Genomic DNA, 24,211 nt, shown 5'->3' on the forward strand with positions numbered 1-24,211 from the left:
TGTGCCGTTGTGCCGTTGTGCCGTTGTGCCGTTGTGCCGTTGTGCCGTTGTGCCGTTGTGCCGTTGTGCCGTTGTGCCGTTGTGCCGTTGTGCCGTTGTGCCGTTGTGCCGTTGTGCCGTTGTGCCGCTGCCTGCCGCAGTGCGCTATGCCGCTGTGGCGCTGTGCGCAATGCCGCTGCGCCCCTGCTCCGCTGCGTTCTGCCGCGAACGTCGCGGCAGAGTTCCCAGGGCGCCCGAACGGGCCCCCACTGCGCGCACCCGCGCCGCTCTTCTCCCGCGCTTTGCGCGTCTCTCCCGCGCCACCAGGCCACGCATCCGTGGCGCTGTCACCAAAAATTCATTTAATTCATCCGATCATATGCCGTTAATTTCAACGTCTTCGCCCGTTCCGGCCTGTTCATGTCCGCTCCCGCGCCATTCCTGCAAGCCACACCCGGCGTCGGGGCACTGATCGCCCAGCGCCAGTTGCGCGCCGTTTTCCAACCCATCGTCGACTTCGGGGGTGGCGCGATCCTCGGCTATGAAGGGCTCATCCGTGGGCCAGCCGGCTCGCCGCTCGAAACGCCCGCCGCCCTCTTCGCACGCGCCGGCGAAGAGCAATGCACCGCCGCACTCGAACGCGCGGCCGCCAGCATCTGCATCGAGACGTTCGCCGGGCTCGACTGCCCCGGCAAGCTGTTCCTCAATTTCAGCGCCGACGCGCTGCGCCAGCTCACCGCCGCAGACGACGCCGCGGGCGCGCTCTTCGACGGCCCGATCGACCCCACGCGCGTGGTGATCGAGCTCACCGAGCAAAGCGCCATCCATGACCTGCGCAACTTCGCCCCCGTCGTCGAGGCCTTGCGCGCCTCGGGGGCCCAGTTCGCGCTCGACGACTACGGCACGGCCAACGCGAGCCTCGGTCTTTGGGTCCAGCTGCAGCCCGATGTCGTGAAGATCGACCGCTTCTTCGTTCACGACATCGCCAACGACGCCCTCAAGTTCGAGGCCGTGCGCGCCATGCAGCATTTCGCGCAGGCGAGCGGCACGCGCCTCGTGGCCGAAGGCATCGAGAACGCCGCAGACCTCATCGTGCTGCGGGACATGGGCATCGACTGCGGCCAGGGCTTTTTCTTCGGCCGCCCGAATGTGGAGCCGCTGCGCGTGCTAGCGCCCGAGGCGCGCGAGGCGATCCGCGCGGACCACATCGCCGTGTTCCCCGAAGCCACGCGCAGCGCGGGCGCCGCGCAACCCGCGGGCGGCGGCGCGCCCGCAGGCAAGATGCTGGTGCGCGCCCCCGCGCTGCCGCGCCACGCGACCAACAACGACGTCCTCGAACTGTTCAACGGCCTGCCCGACCTGCACGCCGTGGCCGTGGTGGAAAACGAAGCGCCCATCGCGCTCATCAACCGCCGTGCGTTCATGGACCGCTATGCGCTGCCGTATCACCGCGAACTGTTCGGCAAGAAGCCCTGCCTGCACTTCGCCAACGCCCAGCCGGTGCTCATCGAGCAGTCGATGACCGTCGAGCAGATGGCGACGCTCCTCGCGAGCGACGACCAGCGCTACCTCGCCGACGGCTTCGTCATCACCGACAACGGCCGTTACGCCGGGCTCGGCACGGGCGAAAGCCTCGTGCGCGCCGTGACGGAAGTGCGCATCCAGGCTGCGCGCTACGCGAATCCGCTCACGTTCCTGCCGGGCAACATCCCCATCAGCTCGCACATCGAGCGTCTGCTCTCGAACGATGCGGGCTTTCATGCGTGCTACGTCGACCTGAACCAGTTCAAGCCCTTCAACGATCAGTACGGCTACTGGCAAGGCGACGAAGTGCTGAAGTTCGCGGCGACGGTGCTCGCCGACACGTGCGACCCCACGCGCGACTTCCTCGGCCACGTGGGCGGCGACGACTTCCTGATCCTGTTCCAGAGCGAGAACTGGCACGCGCGCGCGTGCCGGGCCATCGAAACGTTCAACCAAGGCGCGCAGCGCTTCTATGCGCCGGAGGACCGGCTCGGGGGCGGCATCCACGGCGAGGATCGCCACGGCAACGCGACCTTCTTCAGCTTCGTGACGATGGCGATAGGTTGTGTGCACATCGCGGCGGGCGAAGGCGCGCGGCACAGCAGCGACGCGATCGCCTCGCTCGCGGCCCTTGCCAAGCGCCGCGCGAAACAGGAGGCGACGGGGCTCGTCGTGATCGACGGCAGCACGAGCGCCGATCTGCTCCCCACGCCCGGCCTCGCCGGCGAAGCCGCCCGCGCGTCGTAGCGACTGACCTCCCGCCCTCCCCCGGCAGCCCGGCAAAAACATGGGCCAGCCGCACGGCCCGTGCCGCGCGGCCGGCCCGTCGCGCTTTCGCGTTCGCGTTGCTTTCGGGATGCTGCTGCGACGAAAGCGTGTCGTCGCTAGATCGTGCCCATCAACACCAGGACGAGGACGATGATCAGGACGATGCCGATCGTTCCCGACGGCGCGTAGCCCCACGAGCGGCTGTACGGCCAGGCGGGGAACGCGCCAACGAGCACCAGGATGAGAATGACCAGAAGCAGGGTGCCGAGCATGATGCCTCCGTAAGTCGAATGTCAGTGTTCTCGTTTCCGCAACCACCGTGCCCGCACGTGTTTAGTAACATTTACTAAACAAAGAAAATTGCGTTTATCTCCACATTTACGGGTATTTACCGGGGGAATACAGCGTTGACTTCGGTTTTGTTCGCGGATTTTTACTATACAATCGCCGCACACCCGGCCACTCCGGGAAAACGCTTCGCGCCATCGCAAGCCAGGAATCATGGGGACAACCATTCGTGACGTCGCGCAGGCGGCCAACGTGTCGATCGGCACGGTGTCGCGCGCGCTGAAAAACCAGCCGGGCCTTTCCGAAGCCACGCGCGAGCGCATCGTCGAAGTCGCGCGCACGCTCGGCTACGACTGCGCGCAGCTGCGCCCGCGCATCCGCCGGCTCACGTTCCTGCTGCACCGCCAGCACAACAATTTCGCCGCGAGCCCGTTCTTCTCGCACGTGCTGCACGGCGTGGAAGACGCCTGCCGCGAGCACGGCATCGTGCCCGCGCTCCTCACCGCCGGTCCCGCCGACGACACCGTCCAGCAGTTGCGCCTGCACGCGCCCGACGCCATCGCCGTGGCGGGCTTCGTCGAGCCGGAAATGCTCGCTGCGCTCGTCGCGCTGCAACGGCCGCTCGTGCTGATCGACCTGTGGGCGCCGGGCCTGCGCTCGGTGAACATCGACAACGCGGCGGGCGCGGCGCTCGCCATGCAGCATCTGTTCGAGCTGGGGCGGCGGCGCATCGCGTTCATCGGCGGCTCGCTCGCGCACTACAGCATCGCGCAGCGTGCGCTCGGCTATCGCCGCGCGTTCTTCGAGGCGGGGCTCCTGTTCGACCCGTCGCTCGAAACGACGATAGACGGCGGGCTCGATCCCGACACGGGCGCGTCGCTAGCCATGCAGCGCCTGATCGACACCGCGCGCGCGGCGTCGCGCCCGCTGCCCGACGCGCTCTTTGCCTACAACGACGCCGCCGCGCTCGCGGCCATGCGCGTGTGCTTTGCCAATGGCCTGCGCGTGCCGGAGGACATCGCCATCATCGGTTTCGACGATATCGCGGGCGCGACGCACGCCTCGCCGCCGCTCTCGACGATCGCCGTCGACAAGGAAGCGCTCGGGCGGCGCGGCGTCGAACTGCTGCTCGAAGAGACGCCCGCCGCCAGCGAGATCCGTTTGCCCGTGCAGCTCGTCGCACGTGCAAGCACATTGGGTGCGGCGTCACCGGATTTCGTCGCCGCGTACGCGATCCGCCCCACTGCAGGCACGCCGCAGAGCGCCTGAAGCGCCCCGCGAATTTGCGGTGGAGTTGCGTTTGAAATTGCGTTGGAGTTGCGCTGACAACAGACTGAAAACGCGTTGAAACCTCGCTGAAGCCACGTCCAAGCCAGAAGAGAAAGCCATGACGATGACCGCCGACACCGCCTCCCCCGCCTCTCCCGCCTTCGCACAAGCCGGCTCCGTGCCGGGCGTCGCGAGCTTTCGCGACCGCGGCTTCCTGCTCGGCCACGTGCAGGACACGCTGCGCTTCTACGCGCCGAATGTGCTCGACGCCTCGGGCGGCTTCTTCCACTACTTCCGCGACGACGGCTCGATCTACAACGCCCACTCGCGGCACCTCGTGAGCAGCTGCCGCTTCGTCTTCAACTATGCGATGGCGTATCGCGAGTTCGGCGATCCGCAGCATCTGGAATACGCGCGCCACGGCCTGCAGTTTCTGCGCGACGGCCACTGGGACCCGCAATTGCAGGGCTACGACTGGGAGATCGACTGGCGCGACGGCAAGAAGCGCGTGCTCGACGCCACGCGCCACTGCTATGGCCTCGCGTTCGTGCTGCTCGCTTACGCGCATGCGGCGATGGCCGGCATCGAAGAAGCGCGGCCGATGATCGGCGCGACCTTCGAGCTCATGGAGCACCGTTTCTGGGACGGCGCGGCGGGCCTCTACGCCGACGAGGCGAGCGCGGACTGGATCGTCACCGGATATCGCGGCCAGAACGCCAACATGCACACGACCGAGGCGCTGCTAGCGGCCTACGAGGCGACGGGCCATCTCGTCTATCTCGACCGTGCGGAGCGCGTCGCGTCGAACATCACGCTGCGCCAGGCCAAGCTCTCGCAGGGCCTCGTGTGGGAGCACTTTCACGCGGACTGGTCCGTCGACTGGCATTACAACGAGGAAGACAGCTCGAACATCTTCCGCCCGTGGGGCTTCCAGCCGGGCCATCAAACCGAGTGGGCGAAGCTCCTCTTGCTGCTCGAACGGCACCGGCCGCTGCCCTGGCTGCTGCCGCGCGCGATCGAACTCTTCGACGCCGCCATGGCGCACGCGTGGGACAACGATCACGGCGGCCTCTACTACGGCTTCGGCCCCGACGGCACCGTATGCGATCACGACAAGTACTTCTGGGTGCAGGCCGAAACCTTCGCCACGGCGGCGCTGCTCGGCAAGCGCACCGGCAACGAGCGCTTCTGGGACTGGTACGACGAGATCTGGCGCTACAGCTGGGCGCATTTCGTCGATCATCGCTATGGTGCGTGGTATCGCATCCTGACCTGCGACAACCGCAAGTACAGCGACGAAAAGAGCCCAGCCGGCAAGACCGACTATCACACCATGGGCGCGTGCTACGAAGCGTTGAACGCGCTGCCCGGACGCGGCATGGCGCCGGTCGTGGGTCGCGAGGAAGTCGCGACCTCCGGCGTCACGACCAGCCAGACCCCAGCCGAGGACTAAGACGATGAGCACCTGCAGCACTGGCCCGGACTTCTCGTCCGGCTTCCCGGCCTTCATCTCGGCCGGCGACATCCTCACCGATCTCGTGCGCGTGCCCGCGCCCGAAGGCGCGCCGCACGGCACCCAGCCTGGCGCCGATTCGCACTGGCGCGCCCACCCCGGCGGCGCGGGATGGAACGTCGCGCGCGCGGTCGCGCGTCTCGGGCTGCCCACGGCGTGCGTGGGGTCGCTCGGCGTCGACAACTTCTCGGACGAACTGTGGAACGCGAGCGTGGCCGCGGGCCTCGACATGCGCTTCATGCAACGCGTGGAGCGCCCGCCGCTGCTCGCGATCGTGCATCAGACGCATCCGCCCGCGTACTACTTCATCGGCGAGAACAGCGCCGATCTCGCCTTCGATCCCGCGAAGCTGCCCGAAGGCTGGCGCGCGCACGCGAAGTGGGCGCACTTCGGCTGCATCAGCCTCGTGCGCCAGCCGCTCGGCGAAACGCTCGCCACGCTCGCCGCCGAACTGCGCGCGGCCGGCGTGAAGATCAGCTTCGATCCGAACTACCGCAACCTGATGGCGCACGGCTACGAGCCGATCCTGCGCCGCATGGCCGCGCTCGCCGACCTCATCAAGGTCTCCGACGAAGACCTGCGCATGCTGTTTCCCGGCACGAGCGAGGCCGAGGCCATCGAAGCCGTGCGCGCGCTCAATCCGGCCGCCACGCTGCTGGTCACGCGCGGTGCACAGGCGGCCGCGCTCTACGTCGGCGACGAAATGATCGAGGCGGCGCCGCCGCGCGTCGAGGTGGCCGACACCGTGGGCGCGGGCGATGCTTCCATCGGCGGGCTGCTGTTCAGCCTGATGAGCGCACCGCAACGCGACTGGCGTCAGCATCTCGCTTTTGCGCTCGCCGCGGGCGCGGCCGCGTGCCGCCGGCCCGGCGCGCATTCGCCGACGCTCGACGAAGTCGTCGCGCTGCTCGCCGATTAAGGAAGGCGGCGGCCCGCGGCACATCGCCTCTTCGGGCGACGCGGCGCTGACACGAAAGCGCCGCGCCGCCGTCATATGCGTGCCCCGCAGCCGCGCGGGCAACGTGCTAGCATGGAATTTCCCTCCTGTTGCGGGTGATGCGCGCAGCGCGCGGCCCGAGCTGCGCGGCCGTCACGCACGGCCCACGTCGAGGGTTTTCCTTCGCGAGGAGCACGTTATGGAAGACGTCACCTACACCAAGGGGATCTACACGGCCGTCGCCTCGGTGCGGCCCATGAACGCCGGCCAATATCAAGGCCTCGTCTCCCTGGCGCGCGACGACGGCGAGGAACTCGAAAACGCCGTGTATGAAGTCGAGGCCGCGTCGGGCACGCCGGAAGAGGCGCTCGAAGAAGCCAAGGCGTTGGCGCATCGTATTCTTGGCGAGCTCGAACTGTAGGTCGCCAACGCCCTTTCAGGGCATGTTGACAGCGCTGCATGGGACCGGGTGCTCTGCACGGAACCAAGCCCGTGCGGTCGACAGGAGGTGAAGCATGGCCGAACAGCTCTTCCTTTACGGCGTCTACGCCATCCACGTGCATCCGCTCGAACTCCAGGGCGCTCGCTGGGACGCCGAATATCAGATCACGCATCGCGACAAGGCCGTACAGCCGTGGGTCACGGTAGGCGGCAACGCGGGCTACGAAGCGCCCACACAAGCCGTCGATGCCGCACGCCGCCAGGCGATCGCCGATATCGAGCACGGCGCGGGCATACCGAAGCCGCACGGGTTTCCGTAAGCCCGCCGTGCAGTGCAGCCGCGAATCTCTTGCACTTGCGCTCGCGTTCGCCGCAGCGCCAGCGGCGCGGCGGCGCGTCCTGCCGCTAGCGTCCGCTGGCGGCCTTCCCGCTTTGGCCTGCACTTTGGCTCGCGTGTTACCGGACTGCCGCGCACGGTTTCGGTGTCCTTTTCAACCTCCGGCTTGTCCCGTCCCTCCGGCGTTGCTACGCTTTCCCTTCTCGATTCAGACCCGCAGGGACCATCATGACGCCCGAAACGCCGGAGCGCGTCGCAAACCAGGAAGCCGCCCAGCAGGCCGAGTCCGCGCCCAATGATTCGCCGGGCGTGGACATGGACGCCTGCAAGGCCGAAACCCCGAGCGGAGCAAAGCGAGGCGCGCGGCGCGGCACGCCGCGCAAGCTGCATATCGGCGGGCGCGACGTGCTCGTCTACGGCATGCCCCAAACCTGGGGCGACTTCTATCATTCGGCGCTCACCATGCGCTGGCCCGCGTTCTTCGCCTTGCTCGCGGGACTCTTCCTGCTCCTCAACGGCGTGTTCGCCTGCCTTTACCAGCTTGGCGCCAGGCCCATCGCCAACCAGTACCCCGACGGCTTTCTCGGCGCTTTCTTCTTCAGCGTGGAGACCCTCGCGACGGTCGGCTACGGCGACATGCATCCGCAAACGCTCTACGCGCACATCGTCGCGACGCTCGAAATCTTCGTCGGCATGTCGGGCATCGCGTTGGCCACCGGGCTCGTCTTCGCACGCTTCTCGCGCCCCCGCGCGAAGATCATGTTCGCCCGCCAGGTCGTGGTGCATCCCATCGAAGGCCGCATGACGCTCATGGCGCGCGCGGCCAATGCCCGCCAGAACGTCATTACCGAAGCGCAGGCGAAGCTGCGGCTCATCCGCGTCGAGACCTCGTCGGACGGCTATCGCCTGCGGCGCATCCACGACCTCAAGCTCGTGCGCGAACAGCATCCGCTCTTCACGCTGGGCTGGAATCTCATGCACGTGATCGACGAGGCGAGCCCGCTCCATGGCATGACGCCCGAGATGCTCGCCGACCAGCAAGCCACGCTGCACGTCGTGATCGAGGGCTCCGACGAGTCGACCGCGCAGACCATGCAGGCGCGCTACAGCTGGTCGGACGAGCAGATCCGCTGGCACTACCGCTACGTGGACCTCATGAGCGACGTGGGGGAGGTGAGCACGATGGACTACGCCCACTTTCACGATGTCGTCCCGTTCGATGGCGCGAAGCCTTATGCGCCTCGTACGATCTGACGGGCGCACGAAAGCCGATGCGCAGGGGCGCGCGACGGCACAGGGAAGATCTCTCTCCAAATCCCGCTGACGTGGGCAGGCTCTCGCGCAATTGACCGGCGGCACCGGAGAGTTAGCAAAAAATTTCCGGCATCGGCGAGAAAAAATAGAGTCTCTTTTGCCGCTCTCCACGGAGGGCGTACGACAGCAAGCCCGGCATGGGATCGCAGTAGGCGCTACTGCATTCGACAGCCCTGCATGGGATCGCACCAGGTGCTCTGCACTGAGTGCGTTCGATAAACACGGAGACTCCCCACATGACCGCGCGCCCCGCGTTCGGCGACACGCCCTCGCCGCTTGATACGCCGCCCCTCGCCGACTACAAGCTCACCGACAACCTCACCGCCACGCGCGGCCGCATCTTCCTGACCGGCACCCAGGCGCTGATCCGCCTCGCGCTGATGCAGCGCGCACTCGACCGCGCGCACGGCCTGAACACCGCGGGCTTCATCAGCGGCTATCGCGGCTCGCCGCTCGGCATGGTCGACCAGCAGGCGTGGAAGGCGAAGAAGCTGCTCGAAGCCGCCGACGTGCGCTTTTTGCCCGCCATCAACGAGGAACTGGGCGGCACGGCCGTGCTCGGCACGCAGCGCGTGGAAGCGGACGCCGAGCGCACCGTCGAAGGCGTCTTCGCCATGTGGTACGGCAAAGGCCCGGGCGTGGACCGCGCCGGCGACGCGCTCAAGCACGGCAACGCCTACGGCTCGTCGCCTCACGGCGGCGTGCTCGTGGTGGCCGGCGACGATCACGGCTGTGTGTCGTCGTCGATGCCGCATCAGAGCGACTTCGCGATGATGGCGTGGCACATGCCCATCGTGAATCCGTCGAACGTGGCCGACATGCTCGAATTCGGCCTGTATGGCTGGGCGCTCTCGCGCTACTCGGGCGCGTGGGTGGGCTTCAAGGCAATTTCGGAAACGGTGGAGTCGGGCTCGACCGTCGATCTCGATGCGTTGAAAACGGACTGGCAAGCGCCCGAAGGATTTACGCCGCCGCCTGGCGGCCTGCACAACCGCTGGCCCGATCTGCCGAGTCTCGCGATCGAGCAGCGTCTCGCCGCCAAGCTCGATGCCGTGCGCCACTTCGCGCGCATGAACAGCATCGACAAGTGGATCGCGCCGAGCCCGCACGCGAACGTGGGCATCGTGACTTGCGGCAAGGCGCACCTCGACCTGATGGAGGCGCTGCGCCGTCTCGATCTCTCGGTGGAAGACCTCGACCGCGCAGGCGTGCGCATCTACAAGGTGGGCCTGTCGTTCCCGCTGGAGATGTCGCGCATCGACGCCTTCGTCGCGGGCCTCACCGACGTGCTCGTGATCGAGGAAAAGGGCCCCGTGATCGAGCAGCAGATCAAGGACTATCTCTACAACCGCAAGGAAGGCGCGCGCCCGACCGTGATCGGCAAGCACGCCGAAGACGGCACGCTGCTGCTCTCCGAGCTTGGCGAGCTGCGCCCCTCGCGCATCCTGCCGGTGTTCGCCGCGTGGCTCGCGAAGCACCGGCCCGCGCTCGACCGCCGCGAGCGCGTGGTCGATCTCGTCGCGCCGCAAATCCTCTCGAACGCCGCCGACGCCGTGCGCCGCACGCCCTACTTCTGCTCGGGCTGCCCGCACAACACGTCGACGAAGGTGCCCGAGGGCTCGATCGCGCAGGCCGGCATTGGCTGCCACTTCATGGCCTCGTGGATGGAGCGCGACACCACCGGTCTCATCCAGATGGGCGGCGAAGGCGTGGACTGGGCCGCGCACTCGATGTTCACGAAGATGCCGCACGTGTTCCAGAACCTCGGCGACGGTACGTACTTTCATTCAGGCATCCTTGCGATTCGCCAGGCCGTGGCGGCGAAGACCAACATCACGTACAAGATCCTCTACAACGACGCCGTGGCGATGACAGGCGGCCAGCCCGTGGACGGCAGCATCTCGGTGCCGCAGATCGCGCGCCAGGTGGAGGCCGAGGGCGTCTCGCGCTTCGTCGTGGTGAGCGACGAGCCCGAGAAGTACGACGGCCATCACGGCCTCTTTCCGAAGGGCACGACGTTCCATCACCGCAGCGAGCTCGACACCGTGCAGCGCGAGCTGCGCGAAACGCCGGGCGTGACCGTGCTGATCTACGACCAGACCTGCGCCGCCGAAAAGCGCCGCCGCCGCAAGAAGGGCGAGTTCCCCGATCCCGACAAACGCCTCTTCATCAACGAGGAAGTGTGCGAAGGCTGCGGCGATTGCGGCGTGCAGTCGAATTGCCTATCGGTCGAGCCCGTGGAAACGGAGCTGGGCCGCAAGCGCCGCATCGATCAATCTTCGTGCAACAAGGACTATTCGTGCGTGAACGGCTTTTGCCCGAGCTTCGTGACCATCGAAGGCGGCAAGCTCAAGAAGGCCGCGGGCGCCGCATTCGATCCACAGGCGCTCGCTGCCCGCGTGAAGGCGTTGCCCGTTCCGGCCACGCATCTCGACAACGCGCCTTATGACATCCTCGTTACCGGCGTGGGCGGCACCGGCGTGGTGACCGTGGGCGCGCTCATCAGCATGGCTGCGCACCTGGAAGGCAAGAGCGCTTCGGTGCTCGACTTCATGGGCTTCGCGCAAAAGGGCGGCTCGGTGCTGTCGTTCGTGCGCTTCGCCGCGACGGACGCGCTGCTCAACCAGGTGCGCATCGACACGCAGCAGGCCGATCTGCTGCTCGCCTGCGACATGGTGGTGGGCGCGAGCGCCGACGCGCTGCAGACCGTGCGCCATGACCGCACGCGCATCGTCGTGAATACGCATGAGATTCCGAATGCGTCGTTCGTGCAGAACCCCGATGCGAACCTGCACGCCGATGCGCTGCTCGCGAAGATGCGTCACGCGGCGACCAACGGGGCAACGCCGGCGCAAGATCCGCTCGCCGCTTGCGATGCCCAGGCACTCGCGCAGCGTTACCTTGGCGACACCATCGGCGCGAACATCGTGATGCTCGGTTTCGCGTGGCAGCTAGGCCTCGTGCCGGTTTCGCTCGCGGCGCTCACGCGCGCGATCGAACTGAACAACGTGGCCGTGCAGGCGAATCTGTTCGCGTTCTCGATCGGCCGCATGGCCGCCGCCGATCCCGCTGCGCTCGAAGCGCTCGACACCCGCCAGGCAGCAGCGGCCAAGGCCACGGCGCGCAAGCTCACGCAAACGCTCGACGAACTGATTGCCGATCGCGAAGCGCGTCTGCTCGCGTATGGCGGCGCGAGCTACGTGAAGCGGTATCGCGCCCTGGTTGATGCGGCTCGCAGTGCGGACAGGAGTGCGGAACAAACGCTCGCGCGCGCCGTTGCCACGACGTTCTATCGTCTGCTTGCCGTGAAGGACGAGTACGAAGTCGCACGACTGCACACCGACCCGGCATTCCGCGCCGCGCTCGAAGCGCAGTTCGAAGGCACGGCGGGCAGCGACTTCACCGTGAAGTTCAATCTCGCGCCGCCGCTCATCGCACGCGGGAAGGACGGCCAGCATCCGCGCAAGATGCAGTTCGGCCAGTGGCTCTGGAGCGCCTTCGGGTTGCTGAAGAAGGGCCGCAGCGTGCGCGGCACGTGGCTCGATCCGTTCGGCAAGACGCTGGAGCGCCGCATGGAGCGCGCGCTCGCCGGCGACTACGAGGCGACGCTGCGCGGCGCGTTCGCGCGCCTCACCGCCGACAACGCCGACGACGTCGCGAAGCTCGCCAGTCTGCATCAGCGCGTGCGCGGCTACGGCCACGTGAAGCTCGCGAACGTCGCGGCGGTCAAGCGCAGCGAACGCGAACTGGCGGCGCGCCTTGGCATCGACGTGAAGACGAGCGCTGCTGTGGAAGAGGCACTCGCCTCGTTCAAGGGCGCGGGCGCGCTGCGCGGCATTCCGGTGGTGGTCGCGAAGTGACGCCGGTCTGACGGATGTAATGCGATGTGATGGGAAGCGCGAAGCGCGCGCCGTTCGTCTGGACGGCGCGCGCTTTTTTCATGGTTCACGCATCGAGCAAGGCTTCGCAGACGCGCGGCTACTCGAACCAGTCGATATCGCCGCACAGCACGCAAAGGCGCCCACCCACCTGCACCGCGATCGAAAGCGTCACGCACGGCAACGCCTCGTTGATCGACAGATACGGCCCGGTCACGTGCACGCGCCCCGGCGTGACGAGCGCCGCGCGGAAGTACGGCCTGCGCAGCCAGCTCGCGCCTTGCGCGTCTTCCAGCGGCAAAAAGCGCGCGTCGCGCTCCGCTCGGTCGACGCGCAACACCACGTTGCGGCCCGCCTGCCTGCCGTCCGCATCGAGCAGATAGCAGCGCACCGCGTGATCGAGCGCGAGGAAGTTCCAGCACACTTCCTCCATCGGCTCGCCGTCCGAGAGCCGTTCGGCGGCGCGCTCGAACGCGCGCTGGTACGGTGCGAGCCGGCTCGTCTCGCCTCGCTCGCGTGTTTCGGTCTGCTGACGAAAACGCTCCGTCGCCTCGGCGATTACGCCTTGCACATGCGCGGCATCGGTGAGCCCGGGAGCGGGCCGCGCGAAGAAGAAGCCCTGCACGAAGTCCGCGTTGCAGGCGAGCGCGAGCTGCGCCTCGTGCTCCGTTTCCACGCCTTCGATCAGCACGAGCTTGCCCGCGTCGTGCAGGAGCGCGACGAGCGCGGGCAGCGTCGCGGCCATGTCGGCGCGGTGCTGGGCGTGCATGAGCATGATGCGGTCGAGCTTCACGATGTCGGGATTGAGCTGCCACACGCGGCCGATGTCGACGTTGCCCGCGCCGAAGTCATCCAGCGCCACGAGAAAGCCGCGCTCGCGAAACGACGCCACGGCCTGCGCGAGCGCCTCCAGATCGGTGCCCTCGTCTTCGAGCACCTCGAGCACGACGCGCCGCGGCGCGATGTTCAGGCGCCGCAGGTTCGCCAGCAGCGCCGCGGTGTGATACGACTCGATCAGCGTGCCGGGATGCACGTTCAGAAAGAGCCATTCGCGCTCCGCGCCGAGCAGCGCGAAGTTTTCCAGGTGCAGCCCCTGGGCGAGCCGGTCCACCAGCAGCGCATCGCCGACGCGCGCGGCGTCGCCGAACACGTCGAGCGGAGACACCGGGCGATCGAGCGCATCGTGCGCGCGCAGCAACCCTTCATAGCCCACCGCACGCATGTGCGAGAGGCTGAACACCGGCTGGAACACGCTCGTGAGCGTGAGGTCGCCGTGATGGGCGCTGTAGCGCTGCAGCCCCGAAGTGACGCTGAGATCGAAACCGTGGGGGGCCACGGCCGTTTTGTCCTGCTGCTCTGTGATCATGCCATCCTCTAGCGCTTAGGAAGACGCTGCGTTCCGCACGGCCCTCGCAGGGCCCGCGCGGTCGCCCATAGCCTTGGTTCCGTTGCGTCACGGTGAGATCAAGCAAGGTCCGTGCTCGCTCGCACCGCGATCTGGCACGCATCGAATCGTGCGCTGGCCCCGATCGCGTGCGCCGCGAAAGGGCGCGCCGTGCACCGCGCGAGATCTCACGTGGTGCACCGATATCGTGCGCCTTTCTCCGCGCGTTTGCTTTGGTGATTGCGCGCCCAAGGCGATCGATTGTCGCCAGCCCGGCGGCCGCCGTCGACCAATGGGGGCCGGGTCCGCAGCGCTTCCTGCGCGAAGCCTTGCGCGCTTCGGCGCGGCATGCGGGCTCATCGGGCTAAACTGTCCCGCGATCGGCGACACCCAAATACGCGCCAGAACGCAGTGCCGCAACACGCGCGAAGCGCATCCCGGCATCGCTCTCCCGTGCTTCCTCGCTTCGCCCCTGCCACGTCGCTTTCCGCTTCTCCGCTTTCGGCTTCCCGATGGACATCCTTTTCACCGTTCTCATTCTGCTGCTTGCCGTCGCCGTGTCGGGCATCGTCACGCGCATCATGCCCGTCAAGCTGCCGTTGCCGCTCGTGCAGATCGGCATTGGTGCGCTGCTCACCTTTCCGCTGGTGAACCCGCACGTCACGTTCGATCCCGATATCTTCATGGCGTTGTTCATTCCGCCGCTGCTGTTCGCGGACGGCTGGCGCATGCCCAAGCGCGAGTTCTTCATGCAGCGCCGCGCGATCCTCATGCTCGCGCTGGGCCTCGTGCTGCTGACCGTGGTCGCCGTGGGCTACTTCGTGCACTGGCTCGTGCCGCAGATCTCGCTGCCCGTGGCCTTCGCGCTCGCAGCCGTGCTCTCGCCCACCGACGCCGTGGCGCTCTCGGCCATCGCCGGCAAGGACAGGATTCCCGCGCAACTCATGCACATCCTCGAAGGCGAAGCGCTGATGAACGACGCCTCCGGCCTCGTCGCGCTGAAGTTCGCCGTGGCCGCGGCGCTCACCGGCTACTTCTCGCTGCGCGAGGCGGCGATCAGCTTCGTGCTCATCGCGGCGGGCGGACTCGCCCTGGGGGCGGCGATCGGGTGGATCTTCAGCTTCGTCTCCGAGCGCTTTCTCAACGTCACCGACGACGGCGACCCCGCGCCCGGCGTCGTGCTCACCTTGCTGATTCCGTTCGCGGCGTATCTCTTTGCGGAGCACCTCGAAGTCTCCGGCGTGCTTGCAGCCGTGTCGGCCGGCATGACGATGAACTACACGAGCGTCGCGCACAAAGGGCCGGTGTCGACGCGGGTGCGCGCGTCGAGCACCTGGTCGATGATCGAGTTCGTCTTCAACGGCATGGTGTTCACGCTGCTCGGCCTGCAATTCCCCGGCATTCTCGGCAAGGCGCTGCTCGACGCCCACCACACCAGCAACGCGCAGATGCTGCGGCTGCTCGGCTATATCGCCGCGGTGCTGGCCGCGCTCTATGCGATGCGCTTCGGCTGGGTGTGGCTGCTGCGCTGGATCGCGAGCCGCAATGCGGCGCGCCACGGCGTGGCGAACGCGGTGCCGGGCCTGCGCACGGTGGCGATCACGACCGTGGCGGGCGTGCGCGGCGCGGTGACGCTCGCGGGCGTGCTCTCGCTGCCGATCGCGCTGGCCAACGGCACGCCGCTGCCGGGACGTGACAGCGCCATCTTCATCGCGACGGGCGTGATCCTCGCCTCGCTGCTGGTGGCGATCGTGGGCCTGCCGCTGTTGCTGCGCGGCGTGCGCCGCGCCGCACAGGGGCCGCACGCCGCCGAGGAGCGCGCCGCGCGCATCCAGGCGGCGCAGGCGGCGATCCGCGCCGTGGACGCGGTGCACGAGAAGGTGAGCCAGGAACTCGAGGAAGCGCAGGCCGCCCATGCCGCCGACACGACCGCGCGCGTGATGGACATCTACCGCCGGCGCCTCGCCTCGCTCGACGCCGACCGCGACCGCAGCGCGAACGCGCGACGCTCCGACGCGCTGGAGCTGGAGATGCGGCTCGCCGCGATGCGCGCCGAACGCGCGACGCTGCTCGCCCTGCGCAACGGCATGCAGATCAACGACGAAACGTTGGCGAAGCTGATGCGCGAAGTCGATCTCTCGGAAACGGCGCTGACGACGCGCGGACGCAATCGCGGATGAGCGTTGGCCTCACGCACGCGCCCGGATCGGGAATCGGAAGAGAAAGCGCGGCGCCGGAACCGGCGCCGCGCGAGCGGAAAGCCTAGACCGCCGCTTCCTGCGCCGGCTTGCGGCGCAGCAGGGCATAGAGAATGATCGCGCCGAACGTGGCGGTGCCGATGCCGCCCAGACCGAATCCGCCGAGCTTGAGCGAGAAGTCGCCCGCGCCGAGCACGAGCGTGACGGCGGCGACGATGAGATTGCGGTTGTCCGAGAAGTCGACTTTGTTGACGACCCAGATGCGTGCGCCCGTCACGGCGATGAGACCGAACACGACGATCGAGACGCCGCCCAGCACCGGGCCCGGAATGGTCTGGATCACGGCGCCGAACTTCGGCGAGAAGCCGAGCACGATGGCAATGAGCGCGGCGATCACGAACACGAGCGTCGAATAGATCTTCGTCACCGCCATCACGCCGATGTTTTCCGCGTAGGTGGTGACGCCGGTGCCGCCCGCGAAGCCCGAGACGACCGTGGCGAGGCCGTCGCCGATGAACGCGCGGCCCACATAGCGATCGAGGTTGTAGCCCGTCATCGCCGAGACGGCCTTGATGTGGCCGAGATTCTCCGCCACGAGGATCACGGCGACGGGCACGAGCAGCGTCATGGCGTGCGGATCGAACACGGGCGCGGTGAACTTCGGCATGCCGAACCAGGCGGCGTTCGCGACAATCGAGAAGTCGATGGGCTTGCCCATACCCATGCCGTTCGTGACGATCGCGTAGATCACGTAAGCGATCAGCAGGCCGACGAGAATCAGCAGGCGCTGGAGCATGCCGCGCGTGAACACGGCCACGGCGCCCACGCAGAGCACGGTGACGATGGCCATCCACGAGTCGAAGGTCGAACCGCTCACGCCCCTCACGGCGATGGGCGCGAGATTCAGGCCGATCACGCAGACGATCGCGCCGGTCACGACCGGCGGCATGAGCGTCTCGATCCACCGGGTGCCGATGGCCGAGACGAGCACGCCGATCAGCGTGTAGGCCACGCCGCACGCGATGATGCCGCCGAGCGCGATGGGGATGTTGGGATTGACGCCATGCCCGTCATAGCCCGTCACGGCGATCACGAGACCGATGAACGAGAAGCTCGAACCGAGATAGCTGGGCACGCGCCCGCCGACCACCACGAAGAACAGCAACGTGCCGACACCCGACATGAAGATGCACAGGTTCGGGTCGAAGCCCATCAGCAGCGGCGCGAGCACCGTCGAGCCGAACATGGCGACGACGTGCTGCACGCCCATGGCGAACATCTGCGGCCAGGGCAGGCGCTCGTCGGGGGCCACGACGCCACGGGCGCCACCCGTCTGCGCGCGCCAGCGGGGGAAATAGGAGTCGGACATGGGTTCCTCTTGTCGGCGTGATGTTGCGGTTTGGTTCTGGTTGTTTTCTGGTTGTTGGCGCGCGCACAACGATGCATTGGCCGCCCTTGATGCAGATCAGGCGGGAGTGTACGGAGCCGCAATCCGCGTGGCAAGCCGCAGGTAAGGCGTCCGAAAACCTGTGCGTTTCAGGGTTGGAATCGCCGTCCGGCCGCAGCCAGTGCTGAGTCTCGAGCAAAGGCCGAACCGAGTTTAAGACTTCTCCTATGTTGGGCGCGGGAAGCCAGCCCTACACTGGTGTTGCTGCGTGACTCATGACATCTCATGCAGAGGTTGTAAGTTGTAAGTTTTAAACTCTCCGATTTCTCCGCTCGTGCCCCCTGCTCGAGCGGTTTTTTTTTGCCCGCATGATCGGCTTGCTGACATTGCCCGTCACTCGAATGCAGCGTCCGCCAGTTCTCGCGCATAGTCGCGCACGTCCTGAGGCCACGCGGCGTTCGCGGCTTCGAAGCGCCCGCGCTCGCTCGCGTAAAGCGCGCGCAACGCCTCCTCGTAATTGGGCAGATTCCCGGCCAGCGCGGTCATGAAGCGATACGCGGCTTCCTGAGCCGCACGCACGCGTTCACGCGCCTCGCCTGCGTGGCGCGCCGCGTCCACGAGGCGGCGCAGCACCACCGAGGCGCCGCCTTGCTGCGCGCCGAGCCAATCCCAGTGGCGCGGCAGCAGCGTCACTTCGCGCGCCACCACGCCGAGCTTCGGGCGGCCGCGGCCGCGCGGAGCGTCATCCGGCGTCGCTTCGGGCGCGTCGTCCGACGCCGCTGCGCTCCGCTCGCGGCTCGCCTGCGCCGCGAGGCGCGCCTCGATGTCGCTTTCCGTGCCGCGCAGGTCGAATTCCACCGGACGCGCGTCGCGATCGTCGAAAACCAGCACCGCGCCGGCGCTTTCATTCGCTTCTCGCGCAAGCTCCGCCTTGACCGCCAGCGCTACCTCGAGCGGCGCACCTCGCGCGATCAAGCGCATGCCCGCAAATGCCGTGCAACCGTTCGCCGCCACCATGGCCTGCTCCTGTGTTCTATCCAATGATGGCTCGAATATTACCCGGGTAAATTAATTCGTGCAATATCATCCGGGTAATATTAAAGGGCTGTCAGCCCGAGCGACGTTCGACCTTTGCGCCGGGGACGTCATCGTTGGCGGTGGGCAGCCATGCCGCCACGCGGTTACCGCCTGAGCGCTTGGCGGTGTAGAGCGCCGCGTCGGCGGCGTCGGTCAGCGCGCGCCAGCCGCCAAATGCCCGCTGTGTCGTGCAGGCTACGCCCACGCTCACGGTCACCACGCCGTTCGGGCTCCCGGCGTGCGGCCGCGCCAGCGCCTCGATGGCCGCGCGCACCTTTTCTCCCAGCGCGAGCGCCTGCGCTTCGCCCGTGTCCGGCAACAGCAACACGAACTCCTCGCCGCCGTAGCGCGCCGCGCAGTCCGCCGCCCGGCGGGCGTGCGCGCCGAGCGCTTGAGCCACGGCGGCGAGCGCGTCGTCGCCGGCCAGGTGGCCGTAGTGGTCGTTGTAGAGCTTGAAGCGGTCGACGTCGATCAGCGCGAGCGAGAGCGGGCTGCCCGAGCGGCGCGCGCGTGCCCATTCGTGGTCAGCGCGCGATTCGAAGGCGCGCCGGTTCGCGAGCGACGTGAGCGCATCGGTGCCCGCCTGCATCCGCAGCTCGGCCTCGATCGCGCGGCGCCGGCGCAGCTGGCGCATGAACATGACGGCGAGCAGGATCAGCGAGGCGTCGAGCAACGCCGTGAGCGTGCCGATGATCCAGGCGCGCACGCGCCATTCGCGGTAGATGTCCTCCGCCGCGACGGCCACGCTGAACACGAGCGGATAGCCGCGCACGCGCCGCAGCGCGTACCAGCGCCGCACGCCATCCACGGGGCCGACATTGAAGAAGCCGTCCGCCTGCGCGTGCGCGAAGTTTCGGAAGAGCGAGGATCCGGCGATGTTCCTGCCGATCAGCGCCGGGTCGTAGGGACGCCGCATGAGCAGCGTGCCGTCGGCAAGCGCGAGCAGCACCGCGCCGTTCGTGCCGATGTCGACGCCGCTGAAGAGTTGCTGGAAATAATCGAGGCGCATCGTGCCGACCACGACGCCCGCGAACGAGCCATCGGGGTTCGAGAGGCGGCGGCTCAGGCCGATGGTCGCGTTCTGTGGACCGTCGCGCGGGATAAACGGCCGGCCCAGAAAGAGGCCCGCGTTCGGCGAGTCGCGCTGTGCGATGAAGAAATCGCGGTCGGCAAGATTGAGCGCGCGCGGCGGCACGGAGCGCGAATCGAACACCACGTCGCCCGCCGCGTTCGTCACGAAGATCGCGCCGAGATGCTTCGCCGTGGCCGAGCGGTCGAACAGCACGTTCTCTCGGATGTCGGCGGGCAGCGACGCGATGCGCGGGTCGTCGAAGGCATCGACGATCGCCTGCAGCGAGAGCGCGTAGACGTCGAAATTGCGGGCCGTGTCGCGCTCGAAGAGCAGCGCCATGTTGGACGCGGAAGCGCGGGCGCTCGCGAGCGCGTCATGCCGCATCTGCGCCATGACCCACGCGGCGACGAGCGTCAGCACTGCGGCGAGCGCAATGCCGATCGCAAGCACGGTGTTGGGTCGGCGGGTCGTCATGTCGGGCCTTCGGGAGCTGGCCTTGCGCTGGCGCCGGAGCGGAGTTCCTCGGCGGACGCTTGCCGCGCACGGCCGCGCACGATGTCCGGCGCTGCGCGCGCCGCGATGCATCGAGCGCAAATCGGCAAGCGGGCGCACGCTGTGCCTGGGCATTCATCGTCGCATGACGCGGGGAGCGTGGCTATGCGGGCAAGTCCGGTCACCAGCAGCGAGGGGACTATTTTTGCGGGCTATTCTCCTGAATAAATCGCTATCAGATTGGCCCGGCTTTCCGGTTAGTTTGGATTCCTCTGCTTTATCACGAGTACTCAGTCACTGCGCACGCCGACGATTGTGCCCGCCTCGATCCACGTGCGCCACTGGCCGGCGAAGTCGAAGGCCGGGTCGATGTCGAACGCTTGCGTGAGCGCGGCGTCGAGTGTTGCGCCATCGTTCAGCGCGACGAAGGCTGCGTGCGCGGCGCACGTCTGTGCGAGGACCGTGGGACGCCATTGCGGACGCACCACGAGCGCCCACGACGGCACCTCCACACGGGCCGGCCACGCGCCGCCCGCTTGATGCGCCCGCCAGATCGCGCCGGCGTCGAAGCGCAAGGAGAGCGCCACGCACGCGGGATGCACGGCCAGACGCGCCTGCGCAAGGCGCTCGGCGCCGAGCGCCTGCCATTGCTGCGCGTCGAGGGGCGCGACGTCGACGGGATGATCGGCCGCGTACGCAGCGCGATGCAATGCCCATTCGAGCCGCGCGACGTCGCCGAAATACGCGTAGCGCACGTCGGTTTCATAGCGCTCGATGAATTCGGGCAGTTGCGCGCCGAAGCGGTTCAGATCCGCATCGCGCGAGAGATGCGCACGCGAGTAGGCGAGCGCCATCGCATCGAAGTACGCCTCGCCTGTCAGCGCGGCGAGCACCGGATAGGCGTTCGCAAGCGCAAGGCGACGCGTGGCGCGCACGTTGCCGCGGTAGAGACCAAGGCGCTCGTGCAGCAACGCGGCCTCGTCCGGGAACAGCTGGCCGGCTAGCGCCGCATCGACGGTGGGATCTTCGAGTGCGGCGGCGAAGGCTTGTTGCCTCGTCTCCAGTGTGTGGCGCGCGGTCATGAGCGTAGCCCCGCCGCGTCTTGCATCTGCGTGTGGCTGGCCAGGCATTCGCGCGCAAGGACGGCTTCGTCGAGCAGCACGTCGAGCGTGGGCAGCGCGGTGTCCCATTCGATGAGCGTGGGGATCGTGCCGAATCGCGCGAGCGCAGCCTCATACAACGACCAGACCGCCGGTGCGACGCGTGAGCCGTGATCGTCGATCACGGCGACTGGCGTAGCCCGATGCCCCGCGAGATGGATCTCGCCCACGATCCCCGGCGGCAATGCGGCCAACGCTGCTAGCGCGTCCTCGCCGTGGTTGCACTGGTTCACGTACAGATTGTTCACGTCGAGCAACACCCCGCAGCCCGTGCACTGCGCGAGCGCCGCGAGGAATTCGGCCTCACTGTACGCATCGCCGCGAAACCGTACGTAGGCCGAAACATTTTCGATCAGCACGGCGCGGCCCAGTGCATCCTGCATCTGCGAGACGCGCGCGCTCAAATGATCGAGCGAGGCGTGCGTGAGCGGCATCGGCAGCAGATCATGCAGCGCACCGTGCGCACTCGCGCCCCAGCATAGATGCTCGGAAACCACGGCCGGCTCGATACGCGCCACGAGCCGCGCGAGACTCGCGAGATGCGCCGCATCGAGCGGCGCGGCGGAGCCGAGGCCAAGCCCCACGCCGTGCAGGCTCACCGGCAAATCACGGCGCACGGTTTCGAGCACGTGCAGGTCGTAGCCGCCGTCGCCGAAGTAGTTCTCGCTGTGGACCTCGACCCAGTCGACATCAGGCGGTCCAGCCATGAAGGCCTCGTAATGCGCGTGACGCAGGCCAATGCCCACGCCACGCGGCGCGGCCGGCGCGCTCATCTCGCGCGATCCGTTACGCCTGGCACCTCAACCACGAAGCTCATCATTCGGGCGTGCCGCCCAGCTTCTCGCAGGTGCCCTTCGGCATGGTCTTGAAGTCGCCCTTGTCGTGATCGACCTTCGCCTGGCCCGCGCAGTCGTGCACGCCGGTCTTGCTCGCGCAGTCGTTCTGCCCGGCCTTGGCGACGCCATAGCAATTCACGGCGTCGTCTGCCTGGGCGACGCCCGCGCCGGCCGTCGCAAGCCCCGCCAGCGCAGCCGCAATCAGCGCCTGACGGCCCAGTGAATTCTTCATGGCGTTTCTCCTTGACCGTCGAAATGGGATTTGAAATGAACGATAGGACAGCGCGGCCGGCGCGCGGCCTTACGCGGGCTATTTTGCCTCACGGTGCTGGAGGGCGACCGGAGAGACTGGCCGCAGTAGTCGGCAATTATTGCAGTTCTGGTAAGGATGTTTGCTCGTTTGCCGTGTTTTTCTTTGGGGCGCGGTGCAATAAAGTCTCATCAACGGTTCGGACAACGAGATTGTTACCGACCGACAACATAATCTTTGGAGGTTGTTACCATGAAGAATCTGATCGCTGCTGCGCTCGCCGCTACTGTCCTCGCCGCTCCGGCCCTTTCGTTCGCGCAAGCGAGCCAGGCGCCCGTGACCCGCGCTCAAGTGCGTGCCGAGCTGGTTCAGCTGGAGAAGGCGGGCTACCGTCCGAGCCTCTCGAGCCCGTACTACCCCGAAGACCTGCAAGCTGCCCAGGCACGCGTCGCCCAGCAGAACGACACGGCTCAAGCCGCGGCCTACGGCGCATCGACGAACGGCAGCACGCAGGCCGGCGACCGCGCACCGAACATCAAGCCGACCTACTTCGGCCAGTAATATTGCGGCTCACGCGTAGTGCCTAAGCACTGCGTCGTTTCGCCCAGCGGGCCCGCTCTCCTCATTGAGAGAGAGCGGGCCCGCCGTTTTTTTGGCGCCGTGCGTGCAACGCGCACCGCAGCAAAGGTGGGCAACCCCACGAAAAGCCACCTCCGCCACCGGAAATCCGGTGGCTTTGCCCGGACTGCGGTCCGGGCCTTTTTCCCCTTTCTCCTTGCGTTGCGTGTGGCCCGCTTTTTTCAGCGCGTGCTACCCGCTCGCTGCGCTCAGAACCCGTGGGTCACGAGTGAAAGCACGGAAAGATCGGGGTGCGTGCCATCGATGATGCTGCGGCCCACGTGCACCGCTTCGTCGATGGCGTCCTGTTCGCTGCGCCATGTCTCGTCGCCGTCTGCGTGGTAGGCGACCGTGTGCCCCGGCTTCGCGGGATTCGCGCCGGGATGGCAGACATAGGCGGTGTAGGTGTAGCGGTTCGCTGCGTCGTCGGTTGGCGTCGCGCTGACGTGGATCTCGAAGCCTTCGTAGTCGACCTGATGCATCGCAAGCGGTTGAGCGCTCATGGTGACCTCCGGGTGCCGCGGATAGGCGGCTGCGGGCTGTGCCAGGCCGGGGATGAGCGGCCGGGCGTTCGGTATTGGGAAGTTTAGGCGATCGGTTTGAGCGGGTGGCCTACTATTGCATGGCGACACAAACCCGACCCACGTCTCTGGGAGCTTCGATATGACTTCGAACACCGTTCGCCTGCATCGCGTGCTGCGCGCGCCGCCCGAGCGCATCTATCGCGCCTTTCTCGACGCCAGCGCGGTCGCGAAATGGCTGCCGCCCAACGGCTTCACCTGCACGGTTCATGAACTCGACGCGAAAGTGGGCGGCCATTACCGGATGTCGTTCACGAATTTCACGACCGGTCACGGTCATTCGTTTGGCGGCGAATATCTCGAGCTCGTGCCGAACGAGCGGCTGCGTTATACCGGCGTGTTCGAGGATCAGCATCTGACTGGGACCATGCAGACGACTGTGGACCTGCGGGCCGTGTTTTTTGGCGCGGAAATGACTGTCGTGCAGGAAGGGATATCGGAGGTCATTCCGGTTGAGGCGTGTTATTTGGGGTGGCAGGAGTCGCTGGCGTTGCTTGCGAAGCTGGTGGAGGCGGAGGTGAGGCAGTGAGGGGGGAAGGCGTGAAGGCCACGAACCCTGTGAGTTCGTGGCCTTCTTCAAGTGGTGCGCGGTCTGGCCCGACGTGCGGATCAGTCTGGTGTGATCACTAGCCTTTTGTCTTCCACCGTGACTCTGACGCGCTGGCCTGCTTCAAAGCCTGCGAGTTCGAGCCACCGACCGGCTAGCTTGAGCCAAGGGTAAAGCGGCGGGTCAGTTTTTGTCCGCGAGCTGAGGCTGCGGTACCGCCAAGACTGCTGGATGGTTACGCGGCGCTCGGGATGAGCGTTCGATGCATTAAGATTGGCGTCAGCCATGGTCAACTCCTGCAATGAGTTGGTTATGGTCAGCGGGCTGTGAGTGCTGGTAACACTCATGGCCCGCGCTTCGT

At 67.1% G+C, this 24,211-nt stretch carries 21 protein-coding genes; 11 read left to right on the forward strand and 10 right to left on the reverse strand.

The annotated features are described in order from the left end of the window. The first annotated feature begins 399 nt into the window (after positions 1-399). Positions 400-2,250 (forward strand): phosphodiesterase, encoded by a 1,851-nt coding sequence (locus VSR34_RS30045; RefSeq protein ID WP_028229962.1) that lies wholly within the window; start codon positions 400-402, stop codon positions 2,248-2,250. A gap of 137 nt (positions 2,251-2,387) precedes the next feature. On the opposite strand, the gene VSR34_RS30050 is transcribed toward VSR34_RS30045, so the two are convergent. Next, a complete protein-coding gene (locus VSR34_RS30050; protein ID WP_036020952.1) occupies positions 2,388-2,543 on the reverse strand; it encodes a DUF3309 family protein in 156 nt (51 codons plus the stop codon). A 229-nt stretch (positions 2,544-2,772) separates the two neighbouring features. Here VSR34_RS30050 and VSR34_RS30055 point away from each other — a divergent pair, with 229 nt between their 5' ends. From VSR34_RS30055 to VSR34_RS30085, 7 genes are all read left to right on the forward strand, one after another. Then, complete coding sequence (locus VSR34_RS30055) at positions 2,773-3,828, forward strand: LacI family DNA-binding transcriptional regulator (protein WP_042290667.1); 1,056 nt, start codon at positions 2,773-2,775, stop codon at positions 3,826-3,828. Between the two features lie 124 nt (positions 3,829-3,952). Next, entirely contained in the window at positions 3,953-5,281 is a 1,329-nt protein-coding gene (locus tag VSR34_RS30060) for an AGE family epimerase/isomerase (RefSeq protein ID WP_238328105.1), read from the forward strand. 4 nt (positions 5,282-5,285) lie between these two features. Continuing rightward, positions 5,286-6,260 (forward strand): carbohydrate kinase, encoded by a 975-nt coding sequence (locus VSR34_RS30065; protein ID WP_342964309.1) that lies wholly within the window; start codon positions 5,286-5,288, stop codon positions 6,258-6,260. Positions 6,261-6,477: 217 nt separating this feature from the next. Then, positions 6,478-6,699: a hypothetical protein gene (locus tag VSR34_RS30070; protein ID WP_028214627.1), complete on the forward strand. Its 222-nt coding sequence runs from the start codon at positions 6,478-6,480 to the stop codon at positions 6,697-6,699. A gap of 94 nt (positions 6,700-6,793) precedes the next feature. Continuing rightward, positions 6,794-7,039, forward strand: a complete 246-nt coding sequence (locus tag VSR34_RS30075) for a hypothetical protein (RefSeq protein WP_028229961.1) — start codon at positions 6,794-6,796, stop codon at positions 7,037-7,039. A 332-nt stretch (positions 7,040-7,371) separates the two neighbouring features. After that, the gene (locus tag VSR34_RS30080; RefSeq protein ID WP_042290690.1) at positions 7,372-8,310 is read left to right on the forward strand and encodes an ion channel; all 939 of its coding nucleotides are present in this window, start codon (positions 7,372-7,374) and stop codon (positions 8,308-8,310) included. Between the two features lie 296 nt (positions 8,311-8,606). Beyond that, the gene (locus tag VSR34_RS30085) at positions 8,607-12,230 is read left to right on the forward strand and encodes an indolepyruvate ferredoxin oxidoreductase family protein (protein ID WP_342964310.1); all 3,624 of its coding nucleotides are present in this window, start codon (positions 8,607-8,609) and stop codon (positions 12,228-12,230) included. Positions 12,231-12,348: 118 nt separating this feature from the next. On the opposite strand, the gene VSR34_RS30090 is transcribed toward VSR34_RS30085, so the two are convergent. Further along, complete coding sequence (locus VSR34_RS30090) at positions 12,349-13,614, reverse strand: EAL domain-containing protein (protein ID WP_028214625.1); 1,266 nt, start codon at positions 13,612-13,614, stop codon at positions 12,349-12,351. Positions 13,615-14,144: 530 nt separating this feature from the next. Here VSR34_RS30090 and VSR34_RS30095 point away from each other — a divergent pair. Then, a complete protein-coding gene (locus tag VSR34_RS30095; RefSeq protein WP_028214624.1) occupies positions 14,145-15,812 on the forward strand; it encodes a Na+/H+ antiporter in 1,668 nt (555 codons plus the stop codon). Between the two features lie 82 nt (positions 15,813-15,894). On the opposite strand, the gene VSR34_RS30100 is transcribed toward VSR34_RS30095, so the two are convergent. The 6 genes from VSR34_RS30100 to VSR34_RS30125 all read right to left on the reverse strand — a co-directional run bounded on the left by VSR34_RS30100 (position 15,895) and on the right by VSR34_RS30125 (position 22,086). Then, entirely contained in the window at positions 15,895-17,199 is a 1,305-nt protein-coding gene (locus tag VSR34_RS30100) for a solute carrier family 23 protein (RefSeq protein ID WP_028229959.1), read from the reverse strand. A gap of 411 nt (positions 17,200-17,610) precedes the next feature. After that, positions 17,611-18,234, reverse strand: a complete 624-nt coding sequence (locus VSR34_RS30105) for a DUF2239 family protein (RefSeq protein ID WP_342964349.1) — start codon at positions 18,232-18,234, stop codon at positions 17,611-17,613. A 91-nt stretch (positions 18,235-18,325) separates the two neighbouring features. Further along, complete coding sequence (locus VSR34_RS30110) at positions 18,326-19,840, reverse strand: diguanylate cyclase (protein WP_342964311.1); 1,515 nt, start codon at positions 19,838-19,840, stop codon at positions 18,326-18,328. 308 nt (positions 19,841-20,148) lie between these two features. Further along, complete coding sequence (locus VSR34_RS30115; protein WP_342964312.1) at positions 20,149-20,940, reverse strand: DNA-binding domain-containing protein; 792 nt, start codon at positions 20,938-20,940, stop codon at positions 20,149-20,151. Next, a complete protein-coding gene (locus tag VSR34_RS30120) occupies positions 20,937-21,791 on the reverse strand; it encodes a DUF692 domain-containing protein (protein WP_028214621.1) in 855 nt (284 codons plus the stop codon). Before VSR34_RS30120 ends, VSR34_RS30115 begins: the two co-directional genes overlap by 4 nt. Before the next feature lie 43 nt (positions 21,792-21,834). Continuing rightward, the gene (locus VSR34_RS30125; protein WP_028214620.1) at positions 21,835-22,086 is read right to left on the reverse strand and encodes a DUF2282 domain-containing protein; all 252 of its coding nucleotides are present in this window, start codon (positions 22,084-22,086) and stop codon (positions 21,835-21,837) included. Positions 22,087-22,356: 270 nt separating this feature from the next. On the opposite strand from VSR34_RS30125, the gene VSR34_RS30130 reads away from it, so the two are divergent. Beyond that, positions 22,357-22,665, forward strand: coding sequence for a DUF4148 domain-containing protein (locus VSR34_RS30130; protein ID WP_028229957.1), 309 nt, complete (start codon positions 22,357-22,359; stop codon positions 22,663-22,665). A 266-nt stretch (positions 22,666-22,931) separates the two neighbouring features. On the opposite strand, the gene VSR34_RS30135 is transcribed toward VSR34_RS30130, so the two are convergent. Continuing rightward, the gene (locus VSR34_RS30135; protein ID WP_028214618.1) at positions 22,932-23,225 is read right to left on the reverse strand and encodes a hypothetical protein; all 294 of its coding nucleotides are present in this window, start codon (positions 23,223-23,225) and stop codon (positions 22,932-22,934) included. Positions 23,226-23,385: 160 nt separating this feature from the next. Here VSR34_RS30135 and VSR34_RS30140 point away from each other — a divergent pair, with 160 nt between their 5' ends. Continuing rightward, on the forward strand, positions 23,386-23,832 hold the full coding sequence (locus tag VSR34_RS30140) for an SRPBCC family protein (protein WP_342964313.1): 447 nt from the start codon (positions 23,386-23,388) through the stop codon (positions 23,830-23,832). Between the two features lie 80 nt (positions 23,833-23,912). Here the strand turns inward: VSR34_RS30140 and VSR34_RS30145 are convergent, their stop codons facing one another. Continuing rightward, positions 23,913-24,197: a SymE family type I addiction module toxin gene (locus VSR34_RS30145; RefSeq protein WP_342964314.1), complete on the reverse strand. Its 285-nt coding sequence runs from the start codon at positions 24,195-24,197 to the stop codon at positions 23,913-23,915. Positions 24,198-24,211 lie beyond the last annotated feature (14 nt).

This window comes from Paraburkholderia sp. JHI2823 (genome assembly GCF_038900695.1).
GTDB lineage: Bacteria > Pseudomonadota > Gammaproteobacteria > Burkholderiales > Burkholderiaceae > Paraburkholderia > Paraburkholderia mimosarum.

Excerpts from the sequence above, each read along its gene's own strand:
- VSR34_RS30065 (WP_342964309.1), top strand. The coding sequence starts at position 5,286 with ATGAGCACCTGCAGCACTGGCCCGGACTTCTCGTCCGGCTTCCCGGCC.
- VSR34_RS30100 (WP_028229959.1), bottom strand. The coding sequence starts at position 17,199 with ATGTCCGACTCCTATTTCCCCCGCTGGCGCGCGCAGACGGGTGGCGCC.
- VSR34_RS30145 (WP_342964314.1), bottom strand. The coding sequence starts at position 24,197 with ATGAGTGTTACCAGCACTCACAGCCCGCTGACCATAACCAACTCATTG.
- VSR34_RS30080 (WP_042290690.1), top strand. The coding sequence starts at position 7,372 with ATGGACGCCTGCAAGGCCGAAACCCCGAGCGGAGCAAAGCGAGGCGCG.
- VSR34_RS30060 (WP_238328105.1), top strand. The coding sequence starts at position 3,953 with ATGACCGCCGACACCGCCTCCCCCGCCTCTCCCGCCTTCGCACAAGCC.
- VSR34_RS30090 (WP_028214625.1), bottom strand. The coding sequence starts at position 13,614 with ATGATCACAGAGCAGCAGGACAAAACGGCCGTGGCCCCCCACGGTTTC.
- VSR34_RS30115 (WP_342964312.1), bottom strand. The coding sequence starts at position 20,940 with ATGACCGCGCGCCACACACTGGAGACGAGGCAACAAGCCTTCGCCGCC.
- VSR34_RS30120 (WP_028214621.1), bottom strand. The coding sequence starts at position 21,791 with ATGAGCGCGCCGGCCGCGCCGCGTGGCGTGGGCATTGGCCTGCGTCAC.
- VSR34_RS30135 (WP_028214618.1), bottom strand. The coding sequence starts at position 23,225 with ATGAGCGCTCAACCGCTTGCGATGCATCAGGTCGACTACGAAGGCTTC.
- VSR34_RS30075 (WP_028229961.1), top strand. The coding sequence starts at position 6,794 with ATGGCCGAACAGCTCTTCCTTTACGGCGTCTACGCCATCCACGTGCAT.
- VSR34_RS30085 (WP_342964310.1), top strand. The coding sequence starts at position 8,607 with ATGACCGCGCGCCCCGCGTTCGGCGACACGCCCTCGCCGCTTGATACG.
- VSR34_RS30045 (WP_028229962.1), top strand. The coding sequence starts at position 400 with ATGTCCGCTCCCGCGCCATTCCTGCAAGCCACACCCGGCGTCGGGGCA.
- VSR34_RS30125 (WP_028214620.1), bottom strand. The coding sequence starts at position 22,086 with ATGAAGAATTCACTGGGCCGTCAGGCGCTGATTGCGGCTGCGCTGGCG.
- VSR34_RS30050 (WP_036020952.1), bottom strand. The coding sequence starts at position 2,543 with ATGCTCGGCACCCTGCTTCTGGTCATTCTCATCCTGGTGCTCGTTGGC.
- VSR34_RS30140 (WP_342964313.1), top strand. The coding sequence starts at position 23,386 with ATGACTTCGAACACCGTTCGCCTGCATCGCGTGCTGCGCGCGCCGCCC.
- VSR34_RS30095 (WP_028214624.1), top strand. The coding sequence starts at position 14,145 with ATGGACATCCTTTTCACCGTTCTCATTCTGCTGCTTGCCGTCGCCGTG.
- VSR34_RS30105 (WP_342964349.1), bottom strand. The coding sequence starts at position 18,234 with ATGGTGGCGGCGAACGGTTGCACGGCATTTGCGGGCATGCGCTTGATC.
- VSR34_RS30130 (WP_028229957.1), top strand. The coding sequence starts at position 22,357 with ATGAAGAATCTGATCGCTGCTGCGCTCGCCGCTACTGTCCTCGCCGCT.
- VSR34_RS30055 (WP_042290667.1), top strand. The coding sequence starts at position 2,773 with ATGGGGACAACCATTCGTGACGTCGCGCAGGCGGCCAACGTGTCGATC.
- VSR34_RS30110 (WP_342964311.1), bottom strand. The coding sequence starts at position 19,840 with ATGACGACCCGCCGACCCAACACCGTGCTTGCGATCGGCATTGCGCTC.
- VSR34_RS30070 (WP_028214627.1), top strand. The coding sequence starts at position 6,478 with ATGGAAGACGTCACCTACACCAAGGGGATCTACACGGCCGTCGCCTCG.